Source organism: Candidatus Limimorpha avicola, assembly GCF_056978975.1.
The window spans coordinates 21,256-38,938 of record NZ_DBMCYK010000009.1 but is presented as its reverse complement, the minus strand read 5'-3'; the positions used below and the strand labels follow the sequence as shown (position 1 = coordinate 38,938).

Annotated in this window: 10 protein-coding genes; 3 read left to right on the top strand and 7 right to left on the bottom strand. The window is 37.7% G+C overall.

Annotation, left to right across the window (positions count from 1 at the left end):
- Positions 1–3 precede the first annotated feature (3 nt).
- Positions 4–750 (top strand): 3-oxoacyl-[acyl-carrier-protein] reductase, encoded by a 747-nt coding sequence (fabG, locus tag ACZOVS_RS05700; RefSeq protein ID WP_483996271.1) that lies wholly within the window; start codon positions 4–6, stop codon positions 748–750.
- A 131-nt stretch (positions 751–881) separates the two neighbouring features.
- Here the strand turns inward: fabG and ACZOVS_RS05695 are convergent, their stop codons facing one another.
- The 4 genes from ACZOVS_RS05695 to ACZOVS_RS05680 all read right to left on the bottom strand — a co-directional run bounded on the left by ACZOVS_RS05695 (position 882) and on the right by ACZOVS_RS05680 (position 9,458).
- The gene (locus tag ACZOVS_RS05695) at positions 882–2,816 is read right to left on the bottom strand and encodes a T9SS type A sorting domain-containing protein (RefSeq protein ID WP_483996270.1); all 1,935 of its coding nucleotides are present in this window, start codon (positions 2,814–2,816) and stop codon (positions 882–884) included.
- Between the two features lie 242 nt (positions 2,817–3,058).
- A complete protein-coding gene (locus ACZOVS_RS05690; protein WP_483996269.1) occupies positions 3,059–5,566 on the bottom strand; it encodes a TonB-dependent receptor domain-containing protein in 2,508 nt (835 codons plus the stop codon).
- Between the two features lie 119 nt (positions 5,567–5,685).
- A complete protein-coding gene (gene priA, locus ACZOVS_RS05685) occupies positions 5,686–8,175 on the bottom strand; it encodes a replication restart helicase PriA (RefSeq protein ID WP_483996268.1) in 2,490 nt (829 codons plus the stop codon).
- A 5-nt stretch (positions 8,176–8,180) separates the two neighbouring features.
- Positions 8,181–9,458 carry a type IX secretion system plug protein gene (locus ACZOVS_RS05680; RefSeq protein ID WP_483996267.1) on the bottom strand — a complete coding sequence of 426 codons (1,278 nt, stop codon included), beginning with the start codon at positions 9,456–9,458 and terminating at the stop codon, positions 8,181–8,183.
- A 134-nt stretch (positions 9,459–9,592) separates the two neighbouring features.
- Here ACZOVS_RS05680 and ACZOVS_RS05675 point away from each other — a divergent pair, with 134 nt between their 5' ends.
- Entirely contained in the window at positions 9,593–10,576 is a 984-nt protein-coding gene (locus ACZOVS_RS05675; protein WP_483996266.1) for an FAD:protein FMN transferase, read from the top strand.
- Here ACZOVS_RS05675 and ACZOVS_RS05670 read toward each other — a convergent pair.
- The 3 genes from ACZOVS_RS05670 to ACZOVS_RS05660 form a co-directional block, all read right to left on the bottom strand.
- Complete coding sequence (locus tag ACZOVS_RS05670) at positions 10,573–12,240, bottom strand: acyltransferase family protein (protein ID WP_483996265.1); 1,668 nt, start codon at positions 12,238–12,240, stop codon at positions 10,573–10,575. The two genes, ACZOVS_RS05675 and ACZOVS_RS05670, sit on opposite strands and share 4 nt — an antisense overlap.
- A 208-nt stretch (positions 12,241–12,448) precedes the next feature.
- Positions 12,449–13,744, bottom strand: coding sequence for a tyrosine--tRNA ligase (tyrS, locus tag ACZOVS_RS05665; RefSeq protein WP_483996264.1), 1,296 nt, complete (start codon positions 13,742–13,744; stop codon positions 12,449–12,451).
- A gap of 233 nt (positions 13,745–13,977) precedes the next feature.
- A complete protein-coding gene (locus ACZOVS_RS05660; RefSeq protein WP_483996263.1) occupies positions 13,978–16,551 on the bottom strand; it encodes an LTA synthase family protein in 2,574 nt (857 codons plus the stop codon).
- Between the two features lie 96 nt (positions 16,552–16,647).
- Between ACZOVS_RS05660 and ACZOVS_RS05655 the strand changes: the two genes are divergently transcribed.
- Positions 16,648–17,676 carry an NAD-dependent epimerase/dehydratase family protein gene (locus ACZOVS_RS05655; RefSeq protein ID WP_483996262.1) on the top strand — a complete coding sequence of 343 codons (1,029 nt, stop codon included), beginning with the start codon at positions 16,648–16,650 and terminating at the stop codon, positions 17,674–17,676.
- The last annotated feature ends 7 nt before the right edge of the window (positions 17,677–17,683 follow it).

The window sequence follows — 17,683 nt, the reverse complement described above, 5'->3', positions numbered from 1 at the left end:
AAAATGAAATTATTGTTAGAAAACAAAACGGCTCTCATCACCGGAGCTGCAAGAGGAATAGGCAAGACCATTGCAATACATTTTGCACAGGAAGGATGTAACATTGCATTCACTGATTTAAACGAAGAGAATATCAAAAACACGGCTGCCGAGATTGAGGCATTAGGCGTGAAAGTAAAAGGCTATTTTTCCGATGCTTCCAACTTTGCCAATGTAAACGAGACAGTAGATCAGATAGTGAAAGATTTCGGACGCATTGACATATTGGTCAACAATGCAGGTATCACAAGAGATGGCCTGATGTTGAGAATGACTGAGAAACAATGGGATGACGTCATCAACGTGAATCTCAAGTCTGCGTTCAACTTCATACATGCAGTAGTACCTGTCATGGCACGTCAGCGTGGAGGCAGTATCATCAACATGTCGTCAGTGGTTGGAGTATCAGGCAATGCCGGACAATGCAACTACTCAGCATCCAAGGCCGGGCTCATTGGGTTGGCAAAATCCATAGCGCAAGAGATGGGTGCAAGAGGAATTAGAGCCAACTGCATAGCTCCCGGATTCATTGTAACGGACATGACAGCTCAACTCAGCGAGGCGACAAGAGAGGATTGGATCAAGAAGATTCCGTTGAAGAGAGGCGGCACACCAGACGATGTGGCAGATGTAGCTTTGTTCCTCGCAAGCGATTTGTCGCGTTATGTAACAGGACAGGTGATAAACTGTTGCGGAGGCATGAACTGTTAACAGGGGAAACATCTTATTTATATTAACGAATAAAAAAACGTCTGTAAAGACGTTTTTTTATTTTGTCAACTAATGACAAAATAAAAGGCGGACCAAAATCCGCCTCTTTATTCTTCATAAGAAATCATCTCTTATTTAACAATAACTTTAGTTGTTTTGCTATATCCGTTAGCATTGATTGTGCAGAAATAAACACCTGTTGACAAATCGTTAACGCTGATACCGTTTTCACCTGTTGTCAAAGATTTGTTTACAGTCTTAACAACCTGACCTGCGATGTTATGGAACGTTACTACAGCATCGGTATTCATTGCCGAATTGACGTAGATAACTTCTGTTGCAGGGTTAGGATAAACACTTGTCAAAGGATTGATTGTTTCTTCAGAAACACTTGTATATTCAGAAACCAATCTTACAACTTGCAATTTATTGTCTGTAAATTGAGCTTGTGAAGCATAGTTGCCAACTGCAAAGCCCGGGAAATCGTCTTCCATGTAACCGAAAACGAATTCACCTAAATTTTTAGCTTGAGGAATAGCAACAACACCTATACCTTCTGACAAAGAGTGCATGAAGTCTTCCATAAGATTATCTTCATAAAGCATCCATACATCTTCATCACATGATTTATAACTTACATAAACGTTTCTGAAATAGTAGCCATCACCAGAGAGACGAGTCATATTAGGAGCCGAATAAGCGACAGCAAGATTACCATTGTCATCAACAGCTATTGCCGGAAGAGCTGAGCAGCCACAAAAATATCCATAATAGTCTGAATAGAAGAATGCATCATTTGACCATGCACTATAGCTACCAGTTTCATCAGCAGGGAGCCATCCACAGAACAAATTCTCATTATCACCGTGTACTATATAACCACTTTCTTCACTTGGCCACCAAAGTCTGAAAACATGGTGAGGATTACCATCAGGAGATTCCATAACGCCTTGAGTATCATTCCAATACATAATACCATCAACAGCCATGCCATAATAGAAACTATATGATGTTCCTAATTCATCATGAATAAATTCCTTAGCTGACAAAGCCACATGAACAACACCCTGATTATCTATTGTCAAAGCACCGGTCTCAGGAGCATATAAGGTATCAGTAAAGATAGACTGAGGATCTGTTTCCCAATCAAAACCATAATATGGGTTTTCCCAAATCATTTTCTTTTCCCACGTGAGACCATTATCTTCTGATTTCATGATATAGGTATTACCTGTTACTGAACCAGTAAACAAGCAAGCCACTATATCACCCTTGGATGCAAGAGCATAATAATCTGCGCTGTAAACACCGGCTTCGTCACCTTCCATTCCCGGGAAATAACCAACATCCCATGTAGCACCGCCATCTTCAGATCTTGCATAATAAATGTATGAATCATAAGTTGCATCATCTTGATCTGCCGCAACTATATGGATAATGTCTTTATTAGGACCGGAAGTGATAACTCTTGCCCATGTCAACAACTGTGCCGAAGCTCCGACGTTTGGATTCGGGACTTCACCTCTTACCCATTCACCTTCGCCTTTTGTCTCTCTAATGTAGTAAACCAAACCATTACCGGTATGTGATACAACGATTTCACCGTTAGCACCATATTGGGCCATTGAAGGCCAACCTGTTTTTTCACTTTCTACTCTCACTGTAGGTTCCGGACCCCAATTACCGAAATCTCCACCAAGAGTGATATTATAACCTGTACCACGGTCTGAAGCAGTTGCATCGTATGTCAATGACAATGTAGCACTTGCTGCTATTGAACCATCTGCCCACTGGACCAAACGATTAGCAGTATAACCATTGGATTGTAAGTCGTAAGATGTTGTCATTGTTTGAAACTCTTCCATGTTCCCCCATCTATTAAGTGTAGAAGTCATAGGAGTTGTGGCTTGGAAATTGTATGGAGCTGAAGCTGAAATTTCCTTACCTTGCATAACCTTGCGCAAGTCAGCTTTGCCAACAAGCACTTCCTTGTTTGTAGTTCTCATTTGTGCAAAAGAACTCAAGCCCAAAAATAAGGCTGCTGAAAGTAATAAAACTTTTTTCATTGTTGATTATTTAAGTTAAACTATTAATTCTGTCTGCAAAGATAACACAATTTTCTTATCATGAAATCAAAATAGACATTTTTTTTAAACATTTCATCATTTTCTTCTACAAAAATACTCTGTTTTTTTTATTTTTTAATCAAATAATTAAATATTTGCATTTTTTTCACATCTCTCATTACTACTACTCTCCTTTCAATAAACATTAAATCACAGATAATATTGTCATTATCAATAAAAAATTACATACTGTATTCCATATTGTCGTAAGAATCATCTGAAGGAGTGTTCATGTTCTTTTTCCTGTTGTTTGACTGTTGATTGATACGATAATTGAAATTCAATGTCACTGTAGTCTTGCTCCAAGAGTTTTCCGAATATTGCCAGAAGTCATCACCCCAGGAATATCCTCCATGCTGGCGGCTACCGAATACGTCACGTATGTTAAGTGTGACAGTGCCTTTACCTTTGAGCACATCGCGAGAAGCTGCAAAATCCGCCCAATAATTAGCTTCACGATAACCTAGAGGTTCGTCATGAGGACTTCTGTAATGACCGGTGATTTGCATGTCACATATCTTGTTAATGCTGAACTTGCTCACTATACGACCTCCAAGATTATAGGAATCAGTAAGATAATGACGGTCATTGTAGTCTCCAACAGTTACGGACTTGAAAAAGTTGAGATTGCCGTTAAGATTCCACCATTTAAACAGTTGTAAAGACCCTACCACCTCGAGACCATAATCATCGCTGAGACCAAAGTTTTCCGGACGACTATATGACACATCACCTTCCACGAAAGTAAAATTACGGAATACGTCAACACTGTGACGGTAATATCCCGTAAGATTGAAATTGCCTTTCTCCCAATATTTGATATATGACAATTCGTAACTGTCGGTAAAGACAGGACGTATGGCAGGATTGCCCAATCTAATGTTACGGTCATCATTAAAGGATCTGAACGGTGCTATCATGAAGTAACCCGGGCGGCGGATACGACGAGTATAACTCACCTGCATCTGGTCATTCTCTGTTATATTATAATTAATGTGTGCACTCGGAAACAGATTGAGATATTTCTGTTCATGAGACTCTCCCGTATTATGAAATTCCGTACCGAGATAAGTATATTCCAAACGTGCCCCTGCTTGAAGCGAAAACAATCCCAACTCTCTCCCATAAATGGCATATAAGGCAGCAACCTGTTGATTATAATCGAAATCATGGGTATATTCATCAAGTATCATGTCATTCTCGGTAACTTCCATAATGTTATTGATAAAGCGGTTGGTATATTTGGCACCGGCTTCTATAATATTAGGTCCCAAATGATAGACGAAGTCAACAGTACCTTGTAAATTTCTCTGTAACTCTTTAGAATCGGTAGTCTGAAAGACATGTTCAAAAGGATTGTTGTTCTCGTAATCAAATAATGAGTTGTACTGAGAATCTTCTATATCGGACCATTCATTTTCTTCGGTAGTGAAATAACGAATAGAGGCCTTGAGTGAATTTTCTTTGGTAATGAAATATTTATCATAACTCAAAGTATATTCCTGCATAGGTCGTGTATTATAGTTATCTTCAGCACGTACCGTATATATGTCACTGTTTTCCAACGGAAAGAAATCTCTATAAGTCACTATGGGATTATCGCTGCCTTTAGATTTACGATACATGGCACTGAATGAAAGAATATCATTGTCGGAGATATAATAGTCGAGACCACCTCTTACGGTATGTCCTTCTCTGTGTCTTATACGTTCAGTAGTCTGTTTCGTTATCTCAGTAGCATCGGCATGGTTTTGAATATCAGGGTCATAAATAGACTCTCCATTAAAATATTCCGTTTCGGTATAACCGTCGCTTATATCGTCTCTATAATTGTAATTATAATTAAGAAAGAAATTAAAGCGTCTTAGTCTATAGTTGAGACTGGTACCTACGCCGGCCTGAAACGGGAAAGGTTCAGGCATTTTCTCTCCCCATTCAAAAGGGAAGCCACCACGCAAGTCAACACTGCCGTTAAAACCGGTACGTTTGTCTTTTTTAAGCACTATATTTATTATGCCGGCAGTACCCTCAGCATCGTAACGCACTGATGGATTGGTGACGACCTCGATACGTTCTATCATATCAGCCTGAAGACTGCGAAGGGCATCCTGAGTACTGACGCCGACAAGACCGGACTCTTTTCCATCTACAAGAATCTGCACTCCGTCATCGCCACGAAGGCTGACATTACCTTCAACATCCACAGTCACAGAAGGAATATTTTCAAGTACCTCAATAGCATTGCCGGCAGTACTGCTGACATCTTTTCCCACATTGAAAACTCTTTTATCCAATGTCATGGACATGGTACTTCTTTCAGCTATCACCTCTACTTCTTCAAGAAGTTCGACATCAGGACGCAGTAACAATCTGCCTAATTGAACTTCAGATTCATTTCCTGAGACTTTAACATTGACATTCAAAGTCTCATAACCCATAAACTGAATTGTGACAATATAATTACCTTGAGGAGCCTGTATGGAAAAAGAACCTTTCATATCTGTTATTACTCCACTCACAAAGACTAAATCTTGTGTAAACAGTCTAACAGTGGCATATTCAAGAGGTTGTCCTGTATCATTGTCAATAACTTTTCCGGTAATACAAGGAACAGAAGTTCCCTCAGCAAAAGCCATGGTGGTAAGAAATAAGAATAATGTAAGTACAAAGTTTTTCAAAATTCTTGTCATAATATATATTTTCAGCCCGTTATCAAAAGGCAATGCACAATACTGTGCAATGCCTGTAAAGTGTAATTATAAAAATTTTTATAAACCACTTTTAAAATAACAAAAATCGTACCAAAACATCAAGCCGGGTCAACATCCACAACTATATTTACTGATTTCAATTTACCGGAAGGATCTTCTGCAATTTCTCTTACAGCCTGTTTTATCGACTCTTTTATTTGCAACAGATTGGCATTACGTTCAATTTTTATCAACAGTTGTTTTATGAACATATTTTTTATTCGAGGCACTACAGGATACTCCGGACCTATCACCTCACAACCTGAAATATGCCTCATTCGTTCAGCAAGTATATCCGATGCGTTATTAAGTACATCCATTTTATGATATTTCAGTTTCAGCAAGACAAGACGACTGAAAGGTGGATAGTTGAATTGTTTTCGCACCGGCATCTGTTTCATAAAAAACGATATAAAGTCGTGATTAAGCAAGTCGAGTATTACGGGATGAGTAGGCTGATATGTTTGAATTATCATTTTACCTCTGTCGCCTTTACGTCCCGCCCTTCCACAGACCTGTTCCATCAGTTGAAAAGCACGTTCAAAAGCACGGAAGTCGGGATAAGACAGCATACTGTCCGCATCTATCACACCAACAAGTTTAACATTGTCGAAATCGAGACCCTTGGTTACCATTTGAGTACCGACAAGCACTTTAGTCTCGTTATCACGAAACTTCTCAAGTATATTATGAGAGCCATTTTTGGAACGTGTAGTATCGAGGTCGAGGCGTGCCACCGATATGTCCGGCAAAACAGAAGACAGATCTTCTTCTATCTTTTCAGTACCCAATCCTTTCATGACAAAATTGGAACTGTGACAGGAAGGACAAACTGCCGGTACATCCATCACATAGCCGCAATAATGACATTTCATTATATTTTGCTGCTTATGATAGGTAAGACTGACATCACAGTTAACACACTGCGGTACATAACCGCAGACGGTACATTCCATACGAGGCGAAAAACCCCGTCTGTTACGAAATAAAATAACTTGTTTGTCTTTGGCTACAGCATCTTGCATGGCAGAGACAAGCATGGAACCGAAGCTTGCCATTACAGTCTTCCTACGTTTCTCTTCACGCATGTCGTCAACAAGTATTTCAGGCATCTCAATGCCTCCATAACGTTGCAACAATGATACAAGTCTGTATTTATCAATCATGGCATTATAATAACTCTCAAAAGAAGGAGTGGCAGAACCAAGCAACACTTTAGCATGATGGAACTTTGCCAAAACGATAGCAAGGTCGCGAGCCGAATAACGCGGAGCCGGGTCTGTCTGCTTGAATGAAGAATCATGTTCCTCATCGACTATCACTACACCTATGTTGGAAAACGGTAAAAATACAGCAGAACGAGAGCCTATGACAATCTGGTATTTAGAATCATGTTTACTTTCAAAGTCAAGCACCTGATGCCAAATCTCCACCCTTTCGTTTTCATTGTATCGTGAATGATAAACTCCCACCTTATTGCCGAAATATTTCTTCAGTCTGTTGATAATATGTTCAGTCAGAGCTATTTCCGGAAGCAAATAAAGCACCTGACGACCCTGTCTCAAACATTCATCAATGATTTTGATATATATCTCCGTCTTTCCAGATGAGGTAACACCATGAAGCAAGACAGGTTTATCATCATTGAAGCCTTGATGTATCTCGTCAAAAGCCTTTTGCTGGAGAGGCGTCAATGAAATAGACGACACTTCACTTGATGCATCGGCATCTTTAAGACGGCTCACTCTTTTTTGGAGAGAAACGAATATGCCCTTGTCGAGCATGGTTTTCAACACACTTTGGGCAGTACCGGCTTTTTTAAGTAAATCCGGGACACGCACTTCAACATCAACGGAACCATGCAAGGCAAAGAAAGCAAGAAGCAACTCAAGTTGTTTATATGCACGTTTCGAGAGACTGTTCATCAATTCCTGCATGGCAGTTTCATTATTATAGGTGTCAGAAAGTCTCACAAAGTTTTCCAACCGAGCCTTAAATTTGGGAGTCAATTCTTCCACCATCACTATCAAGTGTTTATCAATCATAGAGTTGATAAGAGGCATCACCTTTTTATATCCCACTATCTTGGCGACATCATTGACGGTAATGGTCTCTTTTACCATAAGAGCCTCAGTAACAAGGTATTCAGAATCGCTCAACATATCGATATCCGGAACGAAGTCACCATGAAGTGAAATTTTCGATTCGCTTGACAATTTTAGAGCAGAAGGGAGGGCAGCCTGCATGACCTCTCCGAGATGACATATATAATAATCTGATATCCAACGCCACAATCCCAACTGCAAATTGTTGACGACAGGAACATCATCCAATACTCCAATGACATATTTCACATCAGGCAAAGAAGGCACCGTTTCAGTAAGAGACAATACTATTCCGGAAAGCAATTTTTTCTTTCCGAAAGGAACAACTACACGCATGCCTATCTTAACACTTTCGTTAAGTTCCAACGGCAGCCTGTATGTAAATGACGACTGTACCGGAAGAGGCAATAACACCTCCGCAAAATATGTTTTTCTTTCCGGCATATATATCAGTGGGAACGTATCACTGTCACACCTATAAGTTTATCATAATTAAGCATAGGGTCGAAGAGATACACATAAATAGTATATTCATTTTGTGTCTCCCAGAAGTCGCCCGCCACAGTACCGACATCAGCGACTTTTGCGCCTTTATCGCGAACGGCATAAATAAAATCATAAAATCCTTGCTTCAAAAGAAGACTCAACTTATAACACTTCTTATTGTAGTCGTAAGTCATTTTATTCGATTCGTTGAAGTTCCAATCCGTGATGGCGCCCATGACATATACATCTCTGTCAGTCATGACAGGATACCAGTCAAGGGTAAAATCGACCATGACATAGTCGGCTTCAACAGAAGGGTTTTTATCTTCCCGTTCGAGATAGATATATTTACCACCGAACAAGTCTTCTTCATCGAAATAAGTGTGATGATTTCTTTTCTTGTCAGGATACAAAGTGACAATATAATAATAATCACCTTGCCTTACGCTTTCTGTCTGTTCCGGACGGTTATTGAGGTTACTTGTATTAAGATGACGAAACTGATTACCCGACTCGAAAACGGTAAGTTTGTTATTCTCATAGGATAGATATTCAGGATAGACGTATGTAGGTTTAAGACCTATAACAGCATTATCCCATCTGCCATTCTGCTGTATGGTGACATTGGAATATTCATTGGCGCGTGAATTAAACAAAGAAGGATAAGAAACCTGCAGATTAACCTGCTGTTTGTTAGTGCCAAGATTAAGGTCGTAAGGATAACGCGGAATGTTGGCTTTAATGACAGCAATTTCTTCAGAAACCATAAAACGTCTTGTGAAATATATGTTTTCAAGATTCTGATCTTCACCATAAACAACGAGCAGATAGTTGCCTGATATTTTGGGCATCATATTAGCATTTGGAAAATCAAGTTCATAATGCACATAATCCACCATGGTATTCAAGGAGAAAGAATAATTATCCACATCATCGTACGGGAATCCGTTAATATAGTCATTCATTGGCAAATCGGTAGGTCTCCAATCATTGGAACAGTGAATTAAAGTATAATATAAATAAGGTGCTTCAGAGTCGAGAATATCGAATTCGAGGTGCAGCGCTTCAGTCATATCATTAATAAATATCACAGGTTTGGCAAAAGCGTCTCCTTTAGGATGCAGCAATACAGTCTTTACATTATCTTTATAATTCACATCGGAATAAGTGGGCAATTCAATGGAAAAAGAACACATCCCAAATACTAAAATATTGATTAACAATAATATAACTCTTTTCATAGACATAATATTTTATTTTCAAAGATACTAAAAAAAGGTTAAAAGAAGAAAAATTTTAAAATTTCCATCATATAACAACATTAAAACTGCATTATCTTCAAAAAAAGTATATAATTTTGAAAAACAAATGCAAAATGATGAAAAAAACAGTTTCTATCTTGATAATGATGATGATATTAACATCATGCAATGCTCCGGAGCGCAAACAATATACCGGAGTGACACAAGGCAGCTATTATTCAGTGATATATTACGATGAACGTGATTTCAGCGATGAAATAGATTCCATATTAAAAGATGTGGAAAACTCTGTTTCTTTATGGCAAGAGAACTCCATAATACGTAAAGTCAATGAAAACAAGGATGTCATAGTGGATAAGATTTTTATCGACAACTTCAACTGGGCTGTCAAGGCAGCAGAATTTTCCGACGGACTGTTTGATGCCACCATAGCGCCTCTTGTCTCGGCATGGGGATTTCATTATAAAAAAGAAATAGCATTGACAGACAAGATGATAGATTCCATCTTAGAATTGGTGGATTACAGAAAAATAAGGATAGAAGAAGGACGAGTGATAAAAGACAATGAGAACATGTCGTTAGACTTCAACGCTGTAGCACAAGGTTATACTGCAGACATAATAGGAGAATATCTTTACAGCCAAGGTATCAACAACTATCTTGTCGATATAGGAGGAGAAATAACAGCTAAAGGAGTAAAACCGAATGGAGAGACATGGAAAATAGGCATAGAAAAACCGGCACCGGACAAAAATGCTGAACGCGTGATACAAATGAAAATAGAACTAAAAGACAAGGCGGTGGTAACATCCGGGAGTTACCGCAAGTACATTGAGAAAGATAATGTAAGATATTCTCACAGCATAGACCCTCGTACCGGACAGCCTGTGGAACACAACCTGCTTAGCGCAACAATAATAGCCGACAATGCAGCATGGGCGGACTGCCTCGCTTCAATATGTATGATAGCCGGAATGGAGAAAGCTTCCGAATTGTTAAAAAATGAAGACGTGGAAGCCTTGTTCATATATCTTGACGATGAAAATCAATTACAGACTTTTCAGACTGAAGGATTTGAGAAAATGATTGTGCATTAATAATGCAGAATCACATCTATATTGTCGTAATCAAATGGAATATTGTCCTTGTTCCAGATATATACTTTCAATATCTTATTCTTAATACTGCGGTTAAATATCAAGGACGTCGAAATTTCAACACGTTTCCATCCCGGAATATCAGATTCCACAAAATTCAATGTTTCTCCTTTCCAGAAGTCCACATCACTGCATTGAAAAACAACAAGAGGTAAATTTTCTTCCGAAATATTATTATCTATTCTTATATCGAAAGAGATTTTCGATTCTATATTACCCGAGTTGTATATCTTGATATTAGGCATGAGAGAAACATAAGTATTGTCAGAATCAACCGCCAAATATTTATTTCCGTCAATATCGACTTTCACATTGGTAAAACATTCGTCAACAGAATTGTCAATGTCAGAAAAACGCTCATAAATCATCTGCGACTCTCTTATATGTTTTGGCACATAAAACAAGTCGAAAAAATAACAAGCAAAAAACAACACTATCATAAACTGAACAGCACGCGAGAAAAAACGTGTCAAACGCTCTTTTTTATTAACATCAAGTTTATCAAATCTTTTCGATATAAATAAATGTATTTTATCGAATAGAGATACAAGATAATAATAAATCTTTTCTGCGGGAAGTGACAATAACGTAATTAGGACAACAAACAAAAATGCTGACAAAAGTTTTCCGTCAAAAGTACCCAAATTATTTGCAAGCTCAACGAAAGGCGTTCTGAAACATCCATGTATTGCAAAAACGACCATCGAAATAGAGCCATAATATATGAACAAACGCTTGACAACACCATTTCTGTTTTCATTTTTCAATGCTGAATTAAACAACCATACCATCATAAATGTAAAAGAAAGAAATGTGAAAGGGAAAAACATTTTGTAGAAATTGCCTAAAACAAAAACAATAACAGCCAAGAATCCAAATATATTATTGACTTTCCTATCCTTATTCAGAGCGAACCATATACCCAAGGCAAACTCAGGTATATGTCCCGGAGCATTTTGCAACAAATACACATTTTTATTAATGTTTACAACATATTGAGAAAGGTAAATACATGTATATGAGAACAAGCACAACAATATCAGAGCCTTAAGGTTATATTTACGGATAAGCTCGAACATAAAAGGGAAAAGAACATAAAGCTGTATTATCAAAGCAAAAAACCACCATGGACCATTGACACTCAATCCGGAATCAGGGAAAAGAGTATGCAGGAACAACAGTTTCAGACCAATTTCCCTGTTATCGTAACTGCTTAGCAGCACATTATAAATCAACACTTTTGCCAAAACAAAAAACAGAATCCCGGTTAACAGCAAAGGATATAGTTTTTTTATGCGGTCTATCATGAAATTGCCCCATGTACGAGGCTTTTTACACATTGAATATGCCAACCCCATTCCGCTGACAAAAACAAACAGTTGCACGCCATAATGACCGAAATAACTGATTATAAGATTGATGGATTCCAAAGGACAGTTTATTATTCCATCAATAAAATTATTCACCCTGTCTCTGTAGAAATCAAATTCATTTTCACCGGGTGAAGGTGAGATCCAATGTAATAAATTATGCAGAATAATACTCAAAATCGCGACACCTTTTATGACATTGGTATCGTCGCGAGTAAATTTTTTTATTATCATATACCCTTAACATTTCTTTACTATTGTTTTCGTTTGCAGTGTACTCCCCCTTTACCACCGCAAATACAAGAATCCTCGGAATGGCAGCAATGTCTTTCGAATTTACCGTCTTTCTTCAGCAAAATCTTGATACCGATTGCAGCAAAAGCCACAACAAGTATCAAGATTGTTATGAATAACAGTATCCAAAACATTTTGGAACAACGATTTATTTCACAATTATCAGATAATAGTTTTTCTTGCCTTTCTGAACAAGAATATATTTATCATTCAACAAGTCCTCATTACCGAGGGTTTTATTTTCATCAACTTTTTCTTTATTTACAGAAACGCCATTGCCTTGCAACATTTTGCGAGCTTCACCCTTGGAAATGAACACCTCAGTCTGAACGAGGAAGTCGATTATTCCGACGCCGGCAGTCAAAGTATCTCTACTGAAATTAGAGTTGGGGACACCTTCAAAAATGCTCAGCAACGTTGCCTCATCGAATTTACGAAGTGCATCTGCAGTTCCTTTTCCGAAAAGAATCTGTGTAGCTTCTTCAGCCATTTCCAAATCTTCTTTTGAATGGACCACCAAAGTAAGTTCTCTTGCGAGAGTACGCTGCAATTCACGAAGATGAGGTTCTGCAGCATGACGTTCAATCAAAGCATCAACCTCTTCCTTACTCAACATAGTAAAAATCTTGATATATTTTGCAGCATCTTCGTCGGTACAATTCATCCAGAACTGATAGAATGCATAGGGTGAAGTCTTTTTCGGGTCAAGCCAAATATTTCCTTTCTCTGTCTTTCCGAACTTACCACCATCAGACTTTGTAATCAAAGGACAGGTAAGAGCATAGGCTGTTTCATCAGCACCCAACTTACGACGAATCAATTCGGTACCTGTGGTGATATTGCCCCATTGGTCGGAACCGCCCATCTGTAGTTTACAACCCTTATGCTGATACAAATACAAGAAATCGTAGCCTTGAACGAGCTGATAACTGAATTCGGTAAATGACATGCCTTCGCCCTCTCCGCTGAAACGTTTCTTGACACTGTCTTTTGCCATCATATAGTTGACGGTGATATGCTTTCCTATGTCACGTATGAAATTAAGGAAAGAATAATCTTTCATCCAGTCGTAATTGTTCACCAACTCAGCCTTGTTAGGAGCATCGCTTTCAAAATCCAAGAATTTAGAAAGTTGTTTCTTTATGCAAGCCTGATTATGATTCAAAGTCTCATCATTCAACAGATTACGTTCGGCAGATTTTCCCGAAGGGTCTCCTATCATACCGGTAGCACCTCCAAGTAAAGCAAGAGGTTTATGTCCGGCATGTTGAAAATGTTTTAACATCATGATACCGCATAAATGACCTATATGCAAAGAATCCGCTGTAGGATCTATACCCAAATATGCAGTTGTGAGTTCTTTTCTCAGTTGTTCTTCAGTGCCGGGAGTCATACTATGCAGCATTCCACGCCAGCGCAGTTCTTCTACAAAATCTTTATTCATCGACTTAAATATAAATTTTCATGCAAAGATATATCTTTTTAACTAAAAGTCCAACACATGGGATTTATTTATGTCACTCAACATGAGTATTTTCATATCAAGAAAACAACTTGTTTCAAGAATTTTTCTCTTGATATATCTGTAAATTGCAACATCATTCAACAACAAGACACCAAAACAATCAATGATATTATTACCTGTACAAAAGGTTGGAAATCATTATAAATAAAAAACTATTCAACAGGCAAGGCATCGATATTGATATCCAAATATTTTATCTTCATTGTCGCATCCTTTTCTTTCAACAACAGATACATTTTCATCACAGCATCTTTTGTAACAGGTTTCGGGAAGAAGCATGTCGTTTTGACACGAAGACGCTTGAAACCATCCTTGTCATCAATGATATCTGAAGTCAACTCATTAACATTATATCCCTTGTACATAAGAAGATCATTACCTTTATTCATTTTAAATATAATGATGAAGTCGTCAACTTTAGATTTATCCATCATTTTATATTCACATACCATATCGATATAAATTTTCTGATAGTCCTTGTCGAATATTATTGACGAAAAGACATGAAGATATTCGTTGTCATGCAATTCCACTTCTAAAGTATTATCTTCCGTATTCAATTTCAGACCATACAACAACTGGTTGTCTTCAGTTGGAGTCGGCTTATTCATTTCAAAATTATAAGAAACGACATTATCCATTTCATCAAACGGTTTTGGTACAAGGTAGTCGTTTTGTGTGACATAATGGTCTATTTTCTTATAATCCGACAAGTATTTCAGCATTTTATTCAATAATGTGGAATCGCTGATTTCTGTCGGATACATATCAGGACCCACTCTAAACAACCTGTTTCTTACAACAAACAAGTCATTATACATATATTCTATAACTTCGCGATTATTTCTCATGAAAGGCACTTTTACTTTCGATGAAAAAACAGCCGAAGTATCAAAAGAAGTACCGAGCCAATGACACAAAGAATCTATCCTGTAATCATAATTATTTTTCAAATATGAGTTTATGGAAGGTGTAATATCATGGTGAGTGACAACACCTCCGAAAGTCTTTGGCGATTTCAACAAAGGCGAATAAATGATTAACGGCACATTGTATTTCAGCAATTCACTGGCATTGACATACAAACGTCCCATTCTATGGTCACCCAAGATGACAAAAACAGTATTCTCAAAATCTGGGAGTCGTTTATAATAATCGAACAACATTCTTACACAGTCGTCCAAATAAAGGAAACATGCATAAACATTCTTATTGTCTATGATTCTTTTCCTTTCCTTATCGGGCACTTCGGTATTACTGTCAAGCATCTGCAAAACACGTTTTTCATATTCTTCAATACCTTTAAAATCAAACGGCTCGTGTGTCGTCAATGTCAAATATATATCGGTATAAGGTCGGGTGGTCCCAACAGAATCCTTGTGATTCACAGCCAATTTAAACATATCTCCGTCGTACAAGCCCCATGCATTATTTTTCTGCATGGTTTCCTTATTCTCATAATCGAGTTCATCATCCAACGGCCGCATGATATAAGACACACCATTATTTAACAAATACTCGTCCTGACCGTCGAAAGCCGCATTGCCACCATAATAATAAGATATGGAATAACCGTTTTTCGACATATCTTTCAAGAGGGAATTATGGTCCGGTATGGGAAACCAAGGTCTTGCAAAACCGGTTTTATCGTATGGTGTAGAAGAAAATATATTAGGCAACGCGCCAAAAGTTCTCTCTGCCAACGCCAAACAATTATGCCAATACAATCCACAAGATGAAAGACTGTCGATGAAAGGTGTATAAGACATCTTTGGATTGAAATCCGTAAGATTTTGACCCATACCTTCAACGATTACAAATACAAAATTCGGAGGCAACCCGTCTGATGTCATATTGAAGAAACTTCCAAGAACATCCTTGTCATCGAATACACGCATGAACGGATAAAGACTGTCAACGTATGTAAATTCAGGAAACAATAAATGATAATCCTTAGCAGTTTTTAAAATCTCCTTGTCATAAAAGTCATATTGCTGCAAATCATTTTTTCCAACAGATTTTTTACCTTTAAAATATTTGTCAAAAGCATTAGATTCGTTATTTTTGAAATAATTATCAAAAGCATTCAACGTATATACCATTTGATTGGATGCCAAACAAAAATCAGAATATGATTTATATGGAGTATCGTTATTAGTCAATGATTTGTAATTGAAAGCAACTGAAAAAACGATTGAAACAATCATATAAGGTATTGCTGTCTTATTACCGATGAATACCTTTCTTTTCCAAAAAACAAGGAGCAATACATACAATGCTATCATGACAAGGACTCCCAACAATGACAATATTGAAAACTTTACCGATGAAACAATTATATCTATCATCTCTCCGGCTTTAAAAACAAAGAAAACCTCATCTAACGGGAGCATCACATTGTTGTAGTATCCAATAAGACCGCCATACAAGATACAATAAACAGTAATAAATGCAACACCAATAATATAAGCTGTCTTAGGAAGTAAGAGATGCAACAGCAGAAACGGCAATACAAGCAGAGCCGTAACTCTCATCACCAAAAAAAGGTCGAAATACACGCCGGACAGCACTATTGGAAAAGACGACCATTCTATGTTGTTTGAAATAAGAAGAACGAAAAAAAACAACAATCGCAAGATGAAAGTCATTGTAAACAATAGAAAGTTTATCTTAACCCATTGACGAAGACCATCCAACAAAGACATTAAAACATTACGATTTTTCATTTTGATACCCCATTTACATTGCAAAGATAATAATAATAAATCAGATGTCAATCTATGTGTTTTTTTTATAATTTCGTTTTCTTAAAATTTACAAAAATGATTTTAGTAAGTGGCGCCACCGGTTTACTCGGTTCTCATCTCATTGCAGAACTATTGCAGGATTCTGATGTTGAAATAAAAGCATTATGCAGGAGTTTTTCAGATTTTTCTCTATTGAAAAAAGTTTTGTTCAGACGCAACTACCGGGAGCAACAATTCAAACGCATCAAATGGACTGAAGGCGATGTTATGGATATAGCAATACTTAAAAAGGCGATGCATGATGTTGACAAAGTATATCATTGTGCTGCCGTTGTATCTTTTGATCCAAACGACAAGAACAGTCTTATGAAAATTAATGTCGAAGGCACTGCCAATATGGTAAATGCAGCTCTGCATTGCGGTGTAAAACAGTTCTGTCATGTAAGTTCCATTGCATCGTTAGGGAGGGCCGACAAAGATAATCGGATAAATGAAGACTGTATGTGGGAAGAATCAGAAAACAACAGTATTTATTCAGTTTCAAAATATTATGGCGAGATGGAAGTATGGAATGCTTATAGAAGAGGACTCCAGACAGTAATTGTCAATCCCTCCGTTATTTTAGGTGCAGGATCGTGGCATTCAGGGAGTTCGGAATTATTCCATACCGTCGCAAAAGGACTTCCATTTTACACTAACGGAGTCAATGGCTTTGTAGATGTAAAAGATGTAGCACGCGCCATGACATTATTGATGCATGAAAAATATTTCGACCATGTTTGCGGTCAACGTTATATCCTGAACGGTGCATCACTATGTTACAAAGAACTGTTTGCAATGATGGCAAAACATCTCAACGTGAAAGCACCTTATATTCATACCACCCGCTTCATGAGCGAGATTGCATGGAGACTATGCCGTATTTACGGCAAAATGACCGGCACGAAACCCGTCATCACCAAAGAAACAGCAAGGGCTGCAACAAACCATAATTATTACAGTTCGGAAAAACTAACAAAACAAACAGATTTTAAATTCACTTCAATAGAAGATACCATTAATGACATTTGCGAAATTTATAAATCTGAAACAGGAAATAATTGACAATTCA